General features: G+C 60.1%; 11 protein-coding genes. 8 read left to right on the top strand and 3 right to left on the bottom strand.

All coding sequences use genetic code 11. From position 1 onward, the window contains the following. The first annotated feature begins 63 nt into the window (after positions 1–63). Positions 64–1,659: an L-glutamate gamma-semialdehyde dehydrogenase gene (gene pruA / locus ESZ00_RS02610; protein WP_129206637.1), complete on the top strand. Its 1,596-nt coding sequence runs from the start codon at positions 64–66 to the stop codon at positions 1,657–1,659. 328 nt (positions 1,660–1,987) lie between these two features. On the opposite strand, the gene ESZ00_RS02605 is transcribed toward pruA, so the two are convergent. Then, positions 1,988–2,644 carry a response regulator transcription factor gene (locus ESZ00_RS02605; RefSeq protein ID WP_129206636.1) on the bottom strand — a complete coding sequence of 219 codons (657 nt, stop codon included), beginning with the start codon at positions 2,642–2,644 and terminating at the stop codon, positions 1,988–1,990. Positions 2,645–2,992: 348 nt separating this feature from the next. Here ESZ00_RS02605 and ESZ00_RS02600 point away from each other — a divergent pair, with 348 nt between their 5' ends. The 7 genes from ESZ00_RS02600 (at position 2,993) to ESZ00_RS02570 (ending at position 12,371) form a co-directional block, all read left to right on the top strand. Continuing rightward, positions 2,993–4,645 carry an NAD(P)/FAD-dependent oxidoreductase gene (locus ESZ00_RS02600; RefSeq protein WP_129206635.1) on the top strand — a complete coding sequence of 551 codons (1,653 nt, stop codon included), beginning with the start codon at positions 2,993–2,995 and terminating at the stop codon, positions 4,643–4,645. Positions 4,646–4,842: 197 nt separating this feature from the next. Next, positions 4,843–6,282 carry an ATP-binding protein gene (locus ESZ00_RS02595; protein WP_229740908.1) on the top strand — a complete coding sequence of 480 codons (1,440 nt, stop codon included), beginning with the start codon at positions 4,843–4,845 and terminating at the stop codon, positions 6,280–6,282. A gap of 212 nt (positions 6,283–6,494) precedes the next feature. Further along, positions 6,495–7,376, top strand: a complete 882-nt coding sequence (gene motA / locus ESZ00_RS02590; RefSeq protein WP_129206633.1) for a flagellar motor stator protein MotA — start codon at positions 6,495–6,497, stop codon at positions 7,374–7,376. Beyond that, on the top strand, positions 7,373–8,347 hold the full coding sequence (locus ESZ00_RS02585; protein ID WP_129206632.1) for a flagellar motor protein MotB: 975 nt from the start codon (positions 7,373–7,375) through the stop codon (positions 8,345–8,347). Before motA ends, ESZ00_RS02585 begins: the two co-directional genes overlap by 4 nt. Before the next feature lie 170 nt (positions 8,348–8,517). Continuing rightward, complete coding sequence (locus tag ESZ00_RS02580; RefSeq protein ID WP_164981314.1) at positions 8,518–9,585, top strand: glycoside hydrolase family 5 protein; 1,068 nt, start codon at positions 8,518–8,520, stop codon at positions 9,583–9,585. 153 nt (positions 9,586–9,738) lie between these two features. Beyond that, complete coding sequence (locus ESZ00_RS02575) at positions 9,739–11,382, top strand: formate--tetrahydrofolate ligase (RefSeq protein WP_129206630.1); 1,644 nt, start codon at positions 9,739–9,741, stop codon at positions 11,380–11,382. Positions 11,383–11,582: 200 nt separating this feature from the next. Beyond that, complete coding sequence (locus tag ESZ00_RS02570; RefSeq protein WP_164981313.1) at positions 11,583–12,371, top strand: methyltransferase, TIGR04325 family; 789 nt, start codon at positions 11,583–11,585, stop codon at positions 12,369–12,371. A 61-nt stretch (positions 12,372–12,432) separates the two neighbouring features. On the opposite strand, the gene ESZ00_RS02565 is transcribed toward ESZ00_RS02570, so the two are convergent. Both ESZ00_RS02565 and ESZ00_RS02560 read right to left on the bottom strand, forming a co-directional pair. Continuing rightward, positions 12,433–12,873: a recombinase family protein gene (locus ESZ00_RS02565; protein WP_129206628.1), complete on the bottom strand. Its 441-nt coding sequence runs from the start codon at positions 12,871–12,873 to the stop codon at positions 12,433–12,435. A gap of 374 nt (positions 12,874–13,247) precedes the next feature. Further along, complete coding sequence (locus ESZ00_RS02560; protein WP_229740906.1) at positions 13,248–14,336, bottom strand: glycoside hydrolase family 43 protein; 1,089 nt, start codon at positions 14,334–14,336, stop codon at positions 13,248–13,250. Positions 14,337–14,444 lie beyond the last annotated feature (108 nt).

Here is a 14,444-nt window from a genome sequence, read left to right as displayed (position 1 = left end):
TTCTTTTTGGGCGCTGGACCCTGTCTCGCTGGAGTCGGGGTTTCTCGGCTACACTAGCACGTTATGGCTATCGTCGATTCACCTACCATCATCCACCTCCGTGCCCCCCAGGGCGTCTTCAAGAACGAGCCGTTTGTCGATTTCTCAAAGCATGAAAACGCGCACGCCATGCGCGAGGCACTGACCCAGGTCGGCGATCTGCTGGGACACGAATACGAGCTGGTCATCGGTGGGGAACGACTGAAGACCAGGGACAAGATCGAGTCGATCAACCCGGCGAAGCCCTCGCAGGTGGTCGGCGTGCACCAGAAGGCCGGGGCTGAGCACGTGGAGAAGGCCATGCAGGCGGCGCTCACGGCGTTCGAGAGCTGGAAGAAGACGACGGTCGAAGAGCGCAGCTCGCTGCTGCTGAATGCGGCCGCGATCATTCGCGACCGCAAGTTCGAGTTCTGCGCGTGGCTGACCTATGAAATCGGCAAGAACTGGGCCGAGGCGGATGCCGACGTGGCCGAGACAATCGACTTCCTCGAGTTCTACGCGCGCGAAGCGCTGCGGCTGGACCAGGCGACAACGCCGATCCCGTACCCAGGTGAGAAGAACGAGCTCCGGTACATTCCGCTGGGTGTCGGCGCGGTGATTCCGCCGTGGAACTTCCCCTTTGCGATCATGGCGGGCATGACGGCGGCGGCCATTGTGAGCGGCAATACGGTGATCCTGAAGCCCTCGAGCGATACGCCGACCATTGCTGCGCGCTTTGTGGATGTGCTCGAAGAGGCAGGCATGCCGGGCGGCGTGGTGAACTTCTGCCCTGGTTCGGGCGCGACCTTCGGCAATGCCATCGTGGAGCATCCGAAGACCCGTTTCATCGCCTTCACCGGCTCAAAGGAAGTGGGCCTCGACATTCACGAGAAAGCAGCCAAGACGCAGAAGGGCCAGATCTGGATCAAGCGCACCATCCTCGAGATGGGCGGCAAGGATTCGATCATTGTGAGCGATGATGCGGATATCGACGCGGCAGTCGATGGTGTGGTCGCCTCGGCCTTCGGCTTCAGCGGCCAGAAGTGCTCGGCCTGCTCGCGCGCCATCATCGAGGAGCCTCTGTACGAGGTCTTCGTCGAAAAGGTTCGGGACCGCGTGGCGAAACTGACCATCGGCGATCCGGTGAAGAACCCGAATATGGGCCCGGTGGCGAATGCTGCGGCAATGAAGTCGATTCAGGAATACATCGAGATCGGTAAGAGCGAAGGCCGGCTGATTGCCGGCGGCAATGCCGTAAAGACAGAGGATGGCGGGTACTTCCTCGAGCCAACGGTGATTGCCGATGTGGCACCGATGGCGCGGATCTCGCAGGAAGAGATTTTTGGGCCGGTGCTGGCGCTGATCCGGGCGAAGAATTATGACGACGCGCTCGAGATTGCCAACAACACGGAGTTCGGTCTGACCGGCGCGGTCTACTCGGCCGACGCGCAGAAGCTGAACCGGGCGCGGGCTGAATATCACGTCGGCAACCTGTACTTCAATCGGAAGTGCACGGGCGCGATGGTCGGTGCGCATCCCTTCGGCGGCTTCAATATGTCGGGGACGGACTCGAAGGCTGGCGGCCCGGATTACCTCTACCTGTTCACGCAGGCGAAGTCGATTGCCGAGCGGCTTTCGTAATTCTTAACGATCGGACAGGCAATGCCGGAGGCTTCCATGCTTCCGGCATTCGTGTTTGTGCGCAAATTGTCAGGAAGCGAGCGGTATCTTGCGGTAATACATTCCTGGTAGAAGCGGGAAAAGGAATGCGGGAAGATATCTATCCTGTCTAAGCGGAAGATAGACGGAAGACGCGCAGGTTCTAAGTGGTTTGCTCGAAGCGCTTGCGGGGAGGGATGCAAGGCGCTGAGTCTGGAGCCGGTACATCTGGAGCCGGGATATCTGAAATAGGAATATCCAGGAACGGGGAATTCCGGAATATGCCTGTCGGGTGGAAGAGTCTCCGAGGTTAGTTGGCCTGCATCATGATGTCACCGGCCGCGGCAGCAGCTTCGGCCAGGATGCGGTGATGGATGGTAAAGAGGGCCAGCTCCAGCCGGTCGGAGACGCCGGTCTTGTCGTAGATGCTGCGAAGGTAGTTCTTGATGACCTGCTCGGTGGTGGTCAGGCGCATCGCGATTTCCTTATTCTTGCAGCCCTGTACGATGAGGGCGACGATCTTCATTTCCTTGGGCGTGAGACGGTCGCGGACCCGGGCGCCGACGAGATCTTCCTCGTGAGGCGCGAGGCCGGGAACGGTTCCCTGGATGCCATGCTCCCCGCGATTGACGCGGCGAACGCACTCAATGAGCGCGGGGCCGCTGACACAGCGGTGGAGCGCGCCATTGGCTCCGGCAGCGATGAAGGGCTGGGTGGATTCGGTGTTCTCGACGATAGCGATGACCCGGCTGTCGTGCGCGTGGACACGCTCCATGAAAAGCGGCAGGTTGAGCTTGAGGGTGCTTGCAAACAGGAATACTGCGCCACGGAAAGTCTCTACAGTCTGGTACAGGCGCTCTGCATCGCCGCATTGAGCAATGATGCGGAAGTCGTCCTCCATCGCGAGAATCTTGGCAGTTCCTGCACGGAAAATAGCCTGGTTGTCGGCAAGAATCACTTTATTCATGGGAAGTCGTCCGTTCGGGGTAATGGAACCGGGCAGTGCGCAAGGCGCACGGCTCTTCTTGATCGATGCCAGCCTGATGCCGTGGCTGAGCTGGTTATCGACCGTCCTCGTGCGTGGGTAACCGGTGTCTCTTAAGTGGACACCTGAGTACCCTTACTAACTCCGGAATATTTCCGGAGTGGGCACGCATAGGAAAAAGTTAAAGCATGGTTAGTAAATGGAGGTTACCTGACACAAGTGTGGTAATCACCAAAAAACTTTTGCCTGGATGAATACGATGTGACCGCTGTCATGCAATACGTCCCATTTTGGGACAATAAAAGAGGCGGAATACACTAGAGAACAGATATGAGCAAGCCGGTCATACTCGCGGTTGATGATGATGCCAGTGTTCTGGAAGCGGTGGTGCAGGATCTGCGGCGGAAGTACGGAGCGGAATACAGGATTCTCCGCGCAGGATCAGGCCAGGCGGCGCTGGATACCTGCGCGCAGCTGAAGCAGCGCGGGGATTCGGTAGCGCTGGTCCTCTCCGATCAGCGGATGCCGGGAATGTCTGGTGTGGAGCTGCTGGAACGGGTGCAGCACGTTTATCCCGAAGCCAAGCGGGCGCTGTTGACGGCGTATGCCGACACCGAGGCGGCGATCCGGGCGATCAATACGGCGAGGATCAGCTACTACCTGACCAAGCCGTGGGACCCGCCGGAAGAGCATCTGTATCCAGTGCTGGACGATTTGCTGGAGGCCTGGAGCCAGGGGTATAAGCCACCCTTCGAGGGGCTGCGGGTGATCGGGCCGCGCTGGTCGGTGCGGGACTTCGAGGTGCGGGACTTTCTCTCGCGCAACCAGGTGCCGTACGTGTGGTTGGACCCCGAGCGCGACGCCGAGGCGGTGGAACTGCTGCAGCGGTACGGGCTCGAAGACAAGAAGCTGCCCGCCTTGGTCTTTGCCGACGGCAAGACGCTGGTACAGCCGACGCAGACGGAGCTGGCCGAGCGGATCGGGTTGCGTACGCACGCGGAGAAGGACTTCTACGACCTGGTGGTGGTGGGAGCTGGTCCGGCGGGCCTGGCTGCGGCAGTGTATGGCGCGTCGGAGGGCTTACGGACGCTGGTGGTTGAGCCCGAGGCTCCGGGCGGACAGGCCGGATCGAGCTCCCGGATCGAAAATTACCTGGGTTTCCCCTCCGGATTGAGCGGAGCGGACCTGGCGCGGCGGGCCTATGCCCAGGCTTCGCGCTTCGGTGCGGAGTTCCTGACCCAGAGAGTGTGTGGAATCCGGGCAGACCATCACTATCGTCTGGCCTGCATGGCGGATGGCCGCGAAGTCTCGAGCCATGTCTGCCTGATCGCTACCGGCGTGCACTATCGGCGCCTGGATGTGCCTGGTGTGGAACGGCTTACAGGGCTCGGCGTATATTATGGCGCAGCCCTGGTCGAGGCCAGATCCTGTCGTGACGAAGAGGTTTTCGTCGTCGGCGGGGCGAATTCTGCCGGTCAGGCGGCGATGCATTTTGCGAAATATGCCCGGCAGGTAACGATGCTGGTGCGGGGCGACTCGCTCGAAAAGAGCATGTCGAAATATTTAATCAATCAGATTGCTGACACATCCAATATTCGGGTCGAGACGCACTCGGGAGTCGAGGAGGCGTTCGGAGAGGGGCGGCTGGAGTCGCTTCGCATCCGCGGACCTGAGGGAGAACGGACTGTGCCGGCAACGGCATTGTTCATCTTCATCGGGGCTGCACCGGCAACGGATTGGCTGCCGGAGCAGGTAATGCGGGATCCGAATGGCTTCATTCTTTCCGGTCCCGATCTGCAGGTCGAAGGGAAATATCCCTCGATCTGGAAGGAAAAGCGGTCACCGTATCTGCTGGAGACGAGCGTTCCGGGCGTGTTTGTCGCCGGGGACGTTCGGCACGGATCGGTGAAGCGGGCGGCCTCGGCGGTGGGTGAGGGGTCGATTGCCGTGCAGTTCATCCACCAGTACCTGTCGCACTTTTAGCGAGGTTCGGCAGCGGAGCGAGGAAGGATTTGCCGGTTTTCAGCCGGAGCAAGGCAAGAAGTACCGGATTTTGCGCGTGAGATGTGGAGTTCGATGAGCGGCTGGGAGCCTGAAAGCTCTTAAGGCTGACGTGGACAGGACGACAGCAGACGATGGAAGCAGCACACACAAAGCTGAGCAGCAGGATGATACCGGCGGTGGATCTTCTCGCAGAGTTGCGAGAGGTTCCGATTTTTTCGCAACTCAAGGTCGAGGATGCCAGTTGTCTGGGCGACGTGGACCTGATCGAGACTCCCAAGGGAGTGGTACTGGTTGAGTCCGGAGAAGCGGAACTCTCATTCTGGGTGCTGCTATCCGGCGCGTTGAAGATGACGAAGCCGGAATCCGACGGTACGAGCACGCTGATGGCGACCTTCTCGGCCGGCGATGCGTTTGGCGAAGTGCCGATTCTGACTGGCGCAACCACGACGGCGGTGAAGATCAAGGCGATTGCGGACGGCCGCGTGGTGCGGATCGGGGAGGCAGGCTTCTGGCGGCTGATCGGAACCTGTCCCGTGGTGCGCGCCGGGGTTCTGGAACATGTAGGCCGGCGGATAGGCGCCTACCAGGTGATGACGCGGCACCGGGAAAAGCTGGTGACGCTGGGCACCCTGGCGGCCGGATTGATGCATGAGTTAAACAATCCGGGTACGGCTGCCCGGCGGGCGGCTTCACAGCTGCGCGAGAACCTGACGCGGCTGCAGGAGATCAGCCTGCGATTCTCGCAGAGAGAGCTTACGCTCGAGCAGAAGCGGTGCATGGCGCAGTTGCAGACCGAGGCGTTGCGCGACCGCAAGCCCGAGCCGATGAGCTCGCTCGAGCAGGCCGATGCCGAGCAGGAGCTGGCCGAGTGGCTGGAAGAGTCTGGCGTCGAAAATGCCTGGAAGCTGGCTCCGACGCTGGTGCAGGTGGGCTGGGAATGCAATGACATCACCTGCGCGCAGTATGCGTTCCCGCGCGAAATTCTCTCCGATGCGCTGAACTGGCTGGAATCGCTGATTTCGAGCATGCAACTGGTGGGGACCATCGAAGAATCGGTGGCCCGGGTGACCGATCTGGTGGTCGCGGTGAAGAAGTATGCCTATGCCGACAAGAACCGGGCCGGCGAAATCGACGTGCATGACAGCATCCAGAGCACGCTGACGATTCTGGCGCACAAGTTCCGGCACAAGCAGCTGACGGTGGAGAAATCGTTTGCCAGTGGCAAGCCGATGCTGCATACCACCGGCACGGGATTGAACCAGGTATGGACCAATATCCTGGACAATGCGATCGATGCTTCGCCGGAAGGCGGAAAGGTGAGCATCCGGACCTGGCAGGATGAACATTTCCTGTATGTGGGCATCGCGGATCAAGGGCAGGGTATTCCCGAGGAGTTGCGGGACCATATCTTCGAGCCGTTTTTTACCACCAAGCCGGTGGGCGTGGGAACAGGGCTGGGGCTCGATATCGCGCACCGCATCGTCCTCGGGCAGTTCCATGGCAATATCCACTTCGAGTCGCAGCGGGGAAAGACAGAGTTTGTGGTGCAGCTGCCGCTGGAAGCTCCGACAGAGTGCGTGCCGGCCAGTCCCGGGCTTGAGGCGGGCATCTCCTGAGAGAGAAAAGAACGGTATAAGGAAGAAACGCTCTGCCCGATGGCAGGGCGTTTTTCTTTGCAGACATGGACATTCGATCCCGGCTCGATGGGGTGTCGTCGCTAAGGGCATGCCGATGTCCGCCGATAGAACAATCAGCGCCGCCCGGAGGATGCCATCGAAGGGGTTCCACGATCGGTGAGCGCGTATGCGCTGAGGAGATCCCTGGACACATGTTCGCCATCATTGGAATCGTGGTGGTATTTGGAGCCGTGGTTGCAGGCTTCCTGATGGAAAAAGGCCAGCTGGCGGTGCTGATGCAGCCCGCAGAGCTGATCATCATCGGCGGAGCTGCGCTCGGCACGCTGCTGATCGCCAACCCCATGCACACGATCAAGGGGATTCTATCCGGGCTGCTGGGCACGCTCAAGGGATCGCATTACAGCAAAGACCGTTACATCGAGACACTGAAGATGATGTTCGAGCTGCTGAACAAGGTGCGGCGCTCGGGCATGCTGTCGATCGAGGCGGATGTGGAGAAGCCGGAGGAGAGCGAAATCTTCAAGGCTTATCCGCATTTTGTGGGGGATTTGCACTCACGGGATTTTGTCTGCGACACGCTGCGCATGGCGGTGACCGGCGGCGTCGAGGCCTTCGACATGGACCAGATGATGGACCTGGACATGGAAGTGCAGCACCGCTGCGCGCACCAGCCGATCTCGGCGCTGACGACGGTGGCCGACGCGTTGCCGGGGCTGGGCATCGTGGCTGCGGTGCTGGGCGTGGTGATTACCATGGGCGCGCTGGGCGGGCCTCCGGAGGCGATCGGGCACAAGGTGGCGGCGGCGCTGGTGGGGACCTTCCTCGGCATCCTGCTCTGTTACGGCGTGGTGGGGCCGCTGGGTACGAACATGGGAAAAGCCTCTGAGGAGCACCACGCGTACCTCTATGTGCTGCGGGTGCTGATGATCGCCTTCATCAAGGGGAGCGCGCCGATCCAGGCGATCGAGATTGCACGCCGCGCGATTCCAACTTATGTGCGGCCGAGCTTCCAGGAGGTGGAAGCAGCATGCTCCGGCAGGCAGGCGGGCGGTGAGGGAGCCGCAGCCGCGTGAGCAGAAAAACGATCATCATCATCAAGAAGGTCAAGCGGCATGGCGAGCACCATGGCGGAGCTTGGAAGGTGGCTTATGCCGACTTCGTGACAGCGATGATGTCGCTGTTCATCGTGCTCTGGCTGATGAACACCAGCGCGCATGTGCGCAAGGCCGTGGCCGGATATTTCAACGATCCGCTGGGCCGGTACCACGACAACGGCAGCGACAAGGCAGGGGAGGACGCAAATCCTCCAGCTCCGGAAGACGCGGCGAAGCAGAAGATCGAGCAGCTTAAGCAGCAGCTCCAGAAGTCGATTACCAGCTCGCTGGATCTGAACCCGCTGCAGAAGCAGATCCAGATGCAGATTACGCCGGAGGGGCTGAGGATCGAGCTGCTGGAGTCGCGCAATGGCACGTTTTTCGACTCCGGCAGTGCGGAGTTGAACGCCAACGGCAAAGAGGTGCTGGCCATGCTGGCAAAGCAGCTCGGAGCGGTACCGAATCAGATTTCGATCGAAGGACACACCGATTCGCAGCCGTATGCGGGAAAGTCCGATTACACGAACTGGGAGCTTTCGGCGGACCGGGCGAATGCAGCGCGACGGCTGATGCAGGAGTCGGGTCTCAAGGGAAACCAGGTGTCGCAAGTGCGAGGCTATGCGGATCAACGTCTGCGCGTGCCTGCGGACCCGCTCGATCCTTCGAACCGGCGCATCTCAGTGATCGTGCAGTATCTTTCTGGCTCGAACTCGGCATCCTCGCTGCTACAGGGCTTGAAACTGCCGCAGGGAATGAGCGCCTCGCCGATTGCGAACGGGGGAAACACCGATGCCTATCCGGCGAATGCGGCGGCTCCTGCCGGCGCGTCTACTCCAGCTCCGGCTGCTCCGGCCCCGGCTGTTCCGGCAAAGAGCTCTCCGGCGACTCCGGCCCAGCCGCAGGGAAAAAAAGGACTGGTGGGCGGACTGCTCTCCAAGATTCATCACTGAGATTCACTGCGAAGAGCCTGTCAGCAATGTGACCGGACGATATCATGGCCAGATCGCGTGGTTTGAAAGCAGCCGCGCGGGAGGCTCATAGCATGCGTTGGTATCGAGTGCGGGTTTGGCTCTGGGTTCTGGCCATTTTTTCAGGAATAACCGCTGCAGGCAGCACCGCGATGCATGCGCAGACGCAGGCGGACAGCGCGGCGACGGCCTTTCGCCGGGCGCAGGAATTGAAAAGCGGCATCAACCTCTCGAACTGGTTCGCCAGCGGCGATCTTTCGCCGCAGCACCTGACGACAGCGGTGAGCGAAGCGGACCTTGCGGCTATTCATGCGATGGGTTTCGATTCGGTGCGGATCGGTGTCGATCCTTCTTTGATCGAGCGGCATGGTGATCTGCAACCCGCAAATCCGGCGGCGCTGGCTACGTTGCACAAGGCTGTGGATGAGGCACTGGCTGCACATCTCGCGGTGACTCTGTGCATCTTTCCCTCGGATGACTACAAGCATCAGCTGAGCAGCGAGTGGGGCGTAGGGGAGCTGACGGAGACGTGGCGGATTCTTGCTGCGAGCTTCGCGCAAACCGATGCCGATCACGTGTTCTACGAACTGATCAACGAGCCGGAGGTGCAGGACCCTTATCGCTGGATGGGGATTGAGGCGCGGCTGGTGGAGGCTGTGCGCAGTGTCGATGCGCAGCATACGATGATTGCCGCAGGCGCGAGCTACAGCGGTCTCGGTGACCTGCTGGCGACTGAGCCGGTGCACGATGCGAATGTGATTTACACCTTCCACTTTTATGAGCCGTATCCCTTCACGCATCAGGGTGCGACGTGGGGCTCGGCAGAGTGGCCGTTCTACAGAAGCATTCCATACCCGGCTACGCCGCAGCAGATCACGGAGCAGATGAAGGCGGTACCGTCGGATCTTGCGCGGTACTATCTATATCTCTATGCGGCAGGGGGATGGAATGCGGAGACGATTGCCGGGCGCATTGCTTTTGCAGCAGCATGGGGCAAGGAGTGCGGCGTGCCGGTGATCGCGAATGAGTTCGGTGTCTATCGCGATACGGCCGATGCCGCTTCGCGGATGCGCTGGCTGCACGACGTGCGAACGGCTTTCGAGTCGAACGGCATCGGGTGGACGATGTGGGACTATGCGGGAAACTTCGGCGTGGCGCGGCGCTCGGGCGGGAAGATTGAGCCGGATGCGGCAGTGCTTGAGGCTCTGGGGCTGAAGTAGCAGCGATACCGGGCGCATGCGCCAGCTTCGTGTACTTATCGGGCTCTAAGTTTGTTGTCCATGGTTTGTTGCTTCATGGTTCGTTGTTTCGCGGCAGGGATCCATATCCTTGAGAGTGGTTGTGCGTTTGTGGAAGCACGTTGAGGACATTGCATGCAGAAGAACCTGTTGCCCATTGAAGCAGTCGCCAGGAAGCTTGATCTGACCGAAGACCTTTACGAGAAGCGCAGTCCGGTGACGGCGAAGCTCAGCCTGGCTCTTCTCCGTCCGGAGCTGTGGAAGGATGCGCGCTTTCGCCGCAATGGAAAGCTGATCCTGGTGACGGCCACCACGCCGACGCTCTTTGGCGAAGGCAAGACGGTGACCTCGATTGGGCTGGTGCAGGGGATTGAGAAGATCGGCAAGCGCGCTGTGCTGGCATCCCGTGAGCCCTCTCTGGGACCGGTCTTCGGCATGAAGGGTGGCGCGGCCGGTGGCGGGCGTTCTCAGGTGGAGCCTGCGGAGAAGATCAACTTGCACTTCCACGGCGACTTTCACGCGATCAGCTCGGCGCATAACCTGCTGGCCGCGCTCATCGATTCGCATATGTTCCACGGCAACGAGCTTGATCTCGATCCCGAAGGCATTACCTGGCCGCGCACGCTGGATATGAACGATCGCGCGCTGCGCCGGATCACGGTAAGCGTGACCGCTGCGGACAAAAAGCAGCGCGATGGCAGCAATCGCCCGAGCGGCTTCCTGATCACGGCTGCTTCGGAGATCATGGCCATTCTCGCGCTGGCGTCCGACCGACAAGATCTGCGTGCGCGTCTGGCGCGGATTGTGATTGGGCAGGATCGCAAGGGAAACCCGGTACGTGCGGCCGACCTGAACGCGACCGGGCCGATGATGGCGCTGCTGCACGAGGCTCTGATGCCGAATCTCGCTCAGACCACCGAAGGTACGCCCGCGATGGTGCACTGCGGACCCTTCGCCAATATTGCGCATGGCACCAGCTCGGTTGTCTCGCAGAAGATGGGCATGCAGATGGCGGACTACGTGGTGAACGAGACCGGATTCGCTTCGGACCTGGGCTTTGAGAAGTACATGGACCTGGTGAGCCCGCTGTCTGGTATCAAGCCCTCGGCCGCTGTGCTGGTGACGACGGTGCAGAGCGTGAAGCAGCAGGGCGAGGGCGATCTCGAGCGCGGGGCAGCGAACCTCGAGAAGCACATCTCCATCGTGCGCGGCTTCGGATTGCCGGTGGTGGTTGCGATCAACCGTTTCCCGAATGATACCGAAGAAGAACTGAACATGTTACGCAAATTCTGCGAGGCTCGTGGCGCGGAGTTTGCGCTTTCGGAGGCCTATGCGAAGGGCGGCGAAGGCGCGGTGGCGCTGGCACAGAAGGTCGTCGAGGTGATCGAGGCGAATCCAGAGGTGCAGTTGACAACGACGTATGCGCTCGGCGATTCCATCGTGGAGAAGATCACGAAGGTCGCGCAGAAAATCTATGGTGCGGATGCGGTGGAGTTGAGCGATCGCGCGAAGGAGAACCTCGAGCGCTTTACGCGTTGGGACTTTGGTGAGCTGCCGATCTGCATTGCCAAGACGCAGTACTCGCTCAGCGATGACCCCAGGCGCCTGGGTGCGCCGGCAGGGTGGACGCTTCACGTCACGGATATTGCGCTCTCAGCGGGCGCGGGGTTTCTGGTCGTGATCTCCGGCTCGATGATGCTGATGCCTGGGCTGCCGAAGGTCTCCCGCGCGCTGGGCATCGATGTCGACGAGCACGGCGAGATCATTGGAATGTCGTAAGTGCAGGACGATGAAAACATGTTGTTACTGCGCTGACCAAACATACATATAACTCGATAAGAGGAGCTCTCTGCTCCTTCGCAGAAGCGTGCCTTCTCCAGGTGACGCATCGGTAAATCTCATTGCAGAAACTTCATGCCGGGGATACCATCCCGCGTGGCATTTTATCGGTGTAGTTCCTGGCGGGAGCGGGAATGCCTATGGCCGCAGTGCAGCGTCCGGTAAAGGTGATTGCCACGGCTCTACGGGATTTGTATGCGTATGCCACATTCCATTCGGAGAGCGGAGCCTATCACTTCCGTGGTGTGTATCCCACCTATCAGGCCGCTCATGCATCGATTCCAGAGAGCGCGAAAAAGAGTTTTGATGATCCGAGTGTGGCGGAGTATTTTGCCAATACTCACCTCGTCTTCAATCCAAGCGACTATCCGGTGCTGTTCTGGTTGAACCAGCTGATGCATCGCGATCAGACACTGTTCGACTTCGGCGGTGGAATCGGGCAGTCCTTTTACGTCTATCAGGAACATTTTCTTTCCATCCCGGATTGCTTCCGCTGGATCGTCTGCGATGTCCATGCATTGGCGGAACGGGGCAGATTGCTGGCACGTCAGCGTGGTGAGAGCCGAATTGAATTTACTGAGGATGTCGCCCTGTGTTCAGGGGTGGATCTCTTTCTCACCTGTGGAACCCTGCAGTATCTTGAGGCTGACCTGGGGATGATCCTTTCCCGGATCGAGCAACCCCCCAGGCACGTGCTCGTCAATCGCGTTCCTGTCTATGAAGGGGAGCCATATTTCACGGTTCAGCATTCGACACATTCGTATTCGCCCTACAAGGTCTTCAATCGTGACTTATTTCTTGAGCAGATGAAGCAGGCCGGGTATGAAAAGGTCGAGCAGTGGTATCTTCACCGGTCGATGAGCATACCGTTTCATCCGGACAAGAGCGTGCCTTTTTACCACGGCTTTTACTTTCGCCGGAAAGACTGAGAACCGCTGCAAGACGAGGAATCCACGCGGTTCTTCGTCTTGCTGATTCAATGCCAGTCTTCTAAATAAAGCGCGCGAAGCGCGCCCGGCGCTGCTCCCACTCCTCGGTTGGGAAAAGCCGTGGGCCCACCTCGATGAGTCGCGGCATCATGTTGAAGACCGCGCCCGGTCCCCATGGTTTGCCGCTGCGGGTGCGGAAGCCTTTTTCGTTCAAGTCGCTGGCGACGCTTGAGAGGGGGAAATCCTGCACCAGCAGTTCCATCATGAGCGTGAGGGCCTGGTTTTCGGTGGAGTCAACCTCGAGGCGCTGGCAGTCGTCGGAGATGCGCAGTCCATAGGGGATGTCCTCGGCGAAGGCGCCTTCGGTGGGGCGCTCGTGATCGGGGAGCTCGCGGCGCCACTCGAGAGAGACGAGCTGCCAGCCGGCGGCTGCGCGCTGCTGCATGATTTCGGGACTGAAGGGGCCGGAGATGACGTCACGGATGCGTTCAAAGTGCGGCATGGAGACCTCCTGAGAGATACGACGGCTGCCTACAGAGCAATTCAGGCTCCATGTGAGAGATGCACCTTGGTTTGTCTAAGGCTTTGCCAGATCAGGAGATAGTTTCAGGAGCGTCGAGGCCGTGGTGAGCGGCGGGTGTTCGCTTACGGGTAGAGGTGTTCGGGAAGGGACAGAAAAGCAGGGAGCAGGGTGTCGGGGATGGGGTATAGAAAAGCTCTTTGCTCTTTCGGGTTTGTGCTTTCCCACGTCTCAAAATCGAGATGTGGGGCACCCGGTTGTTTTCCGGAGTCATGAGAAGTGGCCCACCCAGGCAAAAGAGGCCTGGGTGGGCCACCGTCGAACTATACCCTGTTCCCTGTGCCCTCGCACTTCCCCTACTCGCTCTGCTTCTTTGTGACCGGCCTTGGACCGGGGCCATCTGCAGTCATCCTGATCGGCTCGATGTTGCCGTTGGCGTCGAAGTGCATCTCGTCGATGGCGAGGACGCGCTGGGCGATATCGGTGGTGCCGAGTGGATGGCGATGGTAGACGATGTACCAGTCATCGGTGCCGGGGATGTGCAGGACCGAGTGATGGCCGGGGCCGAAGGCGATCTTCGGATCGGTGGAGAGAATCTTGCCGACGCGCTCGAAGGGCCCGGTGGGGCTGGTGCTCTTCGCATAGGCCACACCATAGGAAGAGTCACCCCAATCGCCTTCCGACCACATGAAGTAGTAAACGCCCTTGCGCTTGATGACGAAGGGGCCCTCGGTGTAGTCCTTCGGGGTGATTTCCTTGTACATCGAGCCATCCTTCATGGCGATGACGTGGGTGAGATCGGGTGAGAGCTGGACGACGTTACAGTGTCCCTGGCCGCCGTAATAGAGGTAGATGCTCCCGTCGTCGTCCTTCATGATGAAGGGATCGATGGGCTGGGCCCCGTTGTGAAACTCGCCGATCAGCGGATGGCCGAGGGCATCGACGAACGGGCCGGCGGGGTTATCGGCCACGGCCACCCCGATGCCGCCCTGGAAGGTGTCGTTCTTCTGGATGTCGTTGGCGGCGAAGATGAGGTAGTAGCCGCCGTTGATGTGGATGGCGGTGGGCGCCCACATGGCATAGGCGGCCCAGGCTACATCCTTCACGTCGAGCACGTAGGGATGCTTCGTCCAGTGCACCAGGTCTGGCGATGAGAGCGCGTCGAAGCTGGTATGCAGCAGATAGACCGGGTGGATGACGTGGCCTTCACGCAGCCTGGTCTGGTCGGGGCTAAAGCTCTCGTGGTGGCTGGGATCCGGTTTTGGATCGGAGGTGGTGGGGTAGATCCAGTACTGGCCGTCGAAGATGTGGATCTCCGGATCGGCGTAATAGCCCTGCTTTTCAAGGTTGGCAGAGGCCTGGGACCAGGCAGTGGCGGCGAAGGCGAGCAGGGCGAGGGACGAGAGTCCCTGTCGCAGTGTGGTTCGGAGTACGGATCGATACACGGAAGTTCCTGCCAGTGGAGATTTAGGGAAACGATACCATCCCCGGGATTGGCTCCATTGTAGGAGATATGGCTGTGCGTGTGCCTTTCCTGGGAACGGATGCTGTTT

It is taken from the genome of Silvibacterium dinghuense (genome assembly GCF_004123295.1).
Lineage (GTDB): Bacteria > Acidobacteriota > Terriglobia > Terriglobales > Acidobacteriaceae > Silvibacterium > Silvibacterium dinghuense.
This window is presented reverse-complemented; position numbering and strand designations above follow the sequence as displayed.

Bases quoted from the DNA above. Each gene is read 5' to 3' on its own strand.
- ESZ00_RS02565 (WP_129206628.1), bottom strand. From the start codon at position 12,873: ATGCCGCACTTTGAACGCATCCGTGACGTCATCTCCGGCCCCTTCAGT.
- ESZ00_RS02580 (WP_164981314.1), top strand. From the start codon at position 8,518: ATGCATGCGCAGACGCAGGCGGACAGCGCGGCGACGGCCTTTCGCCGG.
- motA (WP_129206633.1), top strand. From the start codon at position 6,495: ATGTTCGCCATCATTGGAATCGTGGTGGTATTTGGAGCCGTGGTTGCA.
- ESZ00_RS02570 (WP_164981313.1), top strand. From the start codon at position 11,583: ATGGCCGCAGTGCAGCGTCCGGTAAAGGTGATTGCCACGGCTCTACGG.
- ESZ00_RS02600 (WP_129206635.1), top strand. From the start codon at position 2,993: ATGAGCAAGCCGGTCATACTCGCGGTTGATGATGATGCCAGTGTTCTG.
- ESZ00_RS02575 (WP_129206630.1), top strand. From the start codon at position 9,739: ATGCAGAAGAACCTGTTGCCCATTGAAGCAGTCGCCAGGAAGCTTGAT.
- ESZ00_RS02605 (WP_129206636.1), bottom strand. From the start codon at position 2,644: ATGAATAAAGTGATTCTTGCCGACAACCAGGCTATTTTCCGTGCAGGA.
- pruA (WP_129206637.1), top strand. From the start codon at position 64: ATGGCTATCGTCGATTCACCTACCATCATCCACCTCCGTGCCCCCCAG.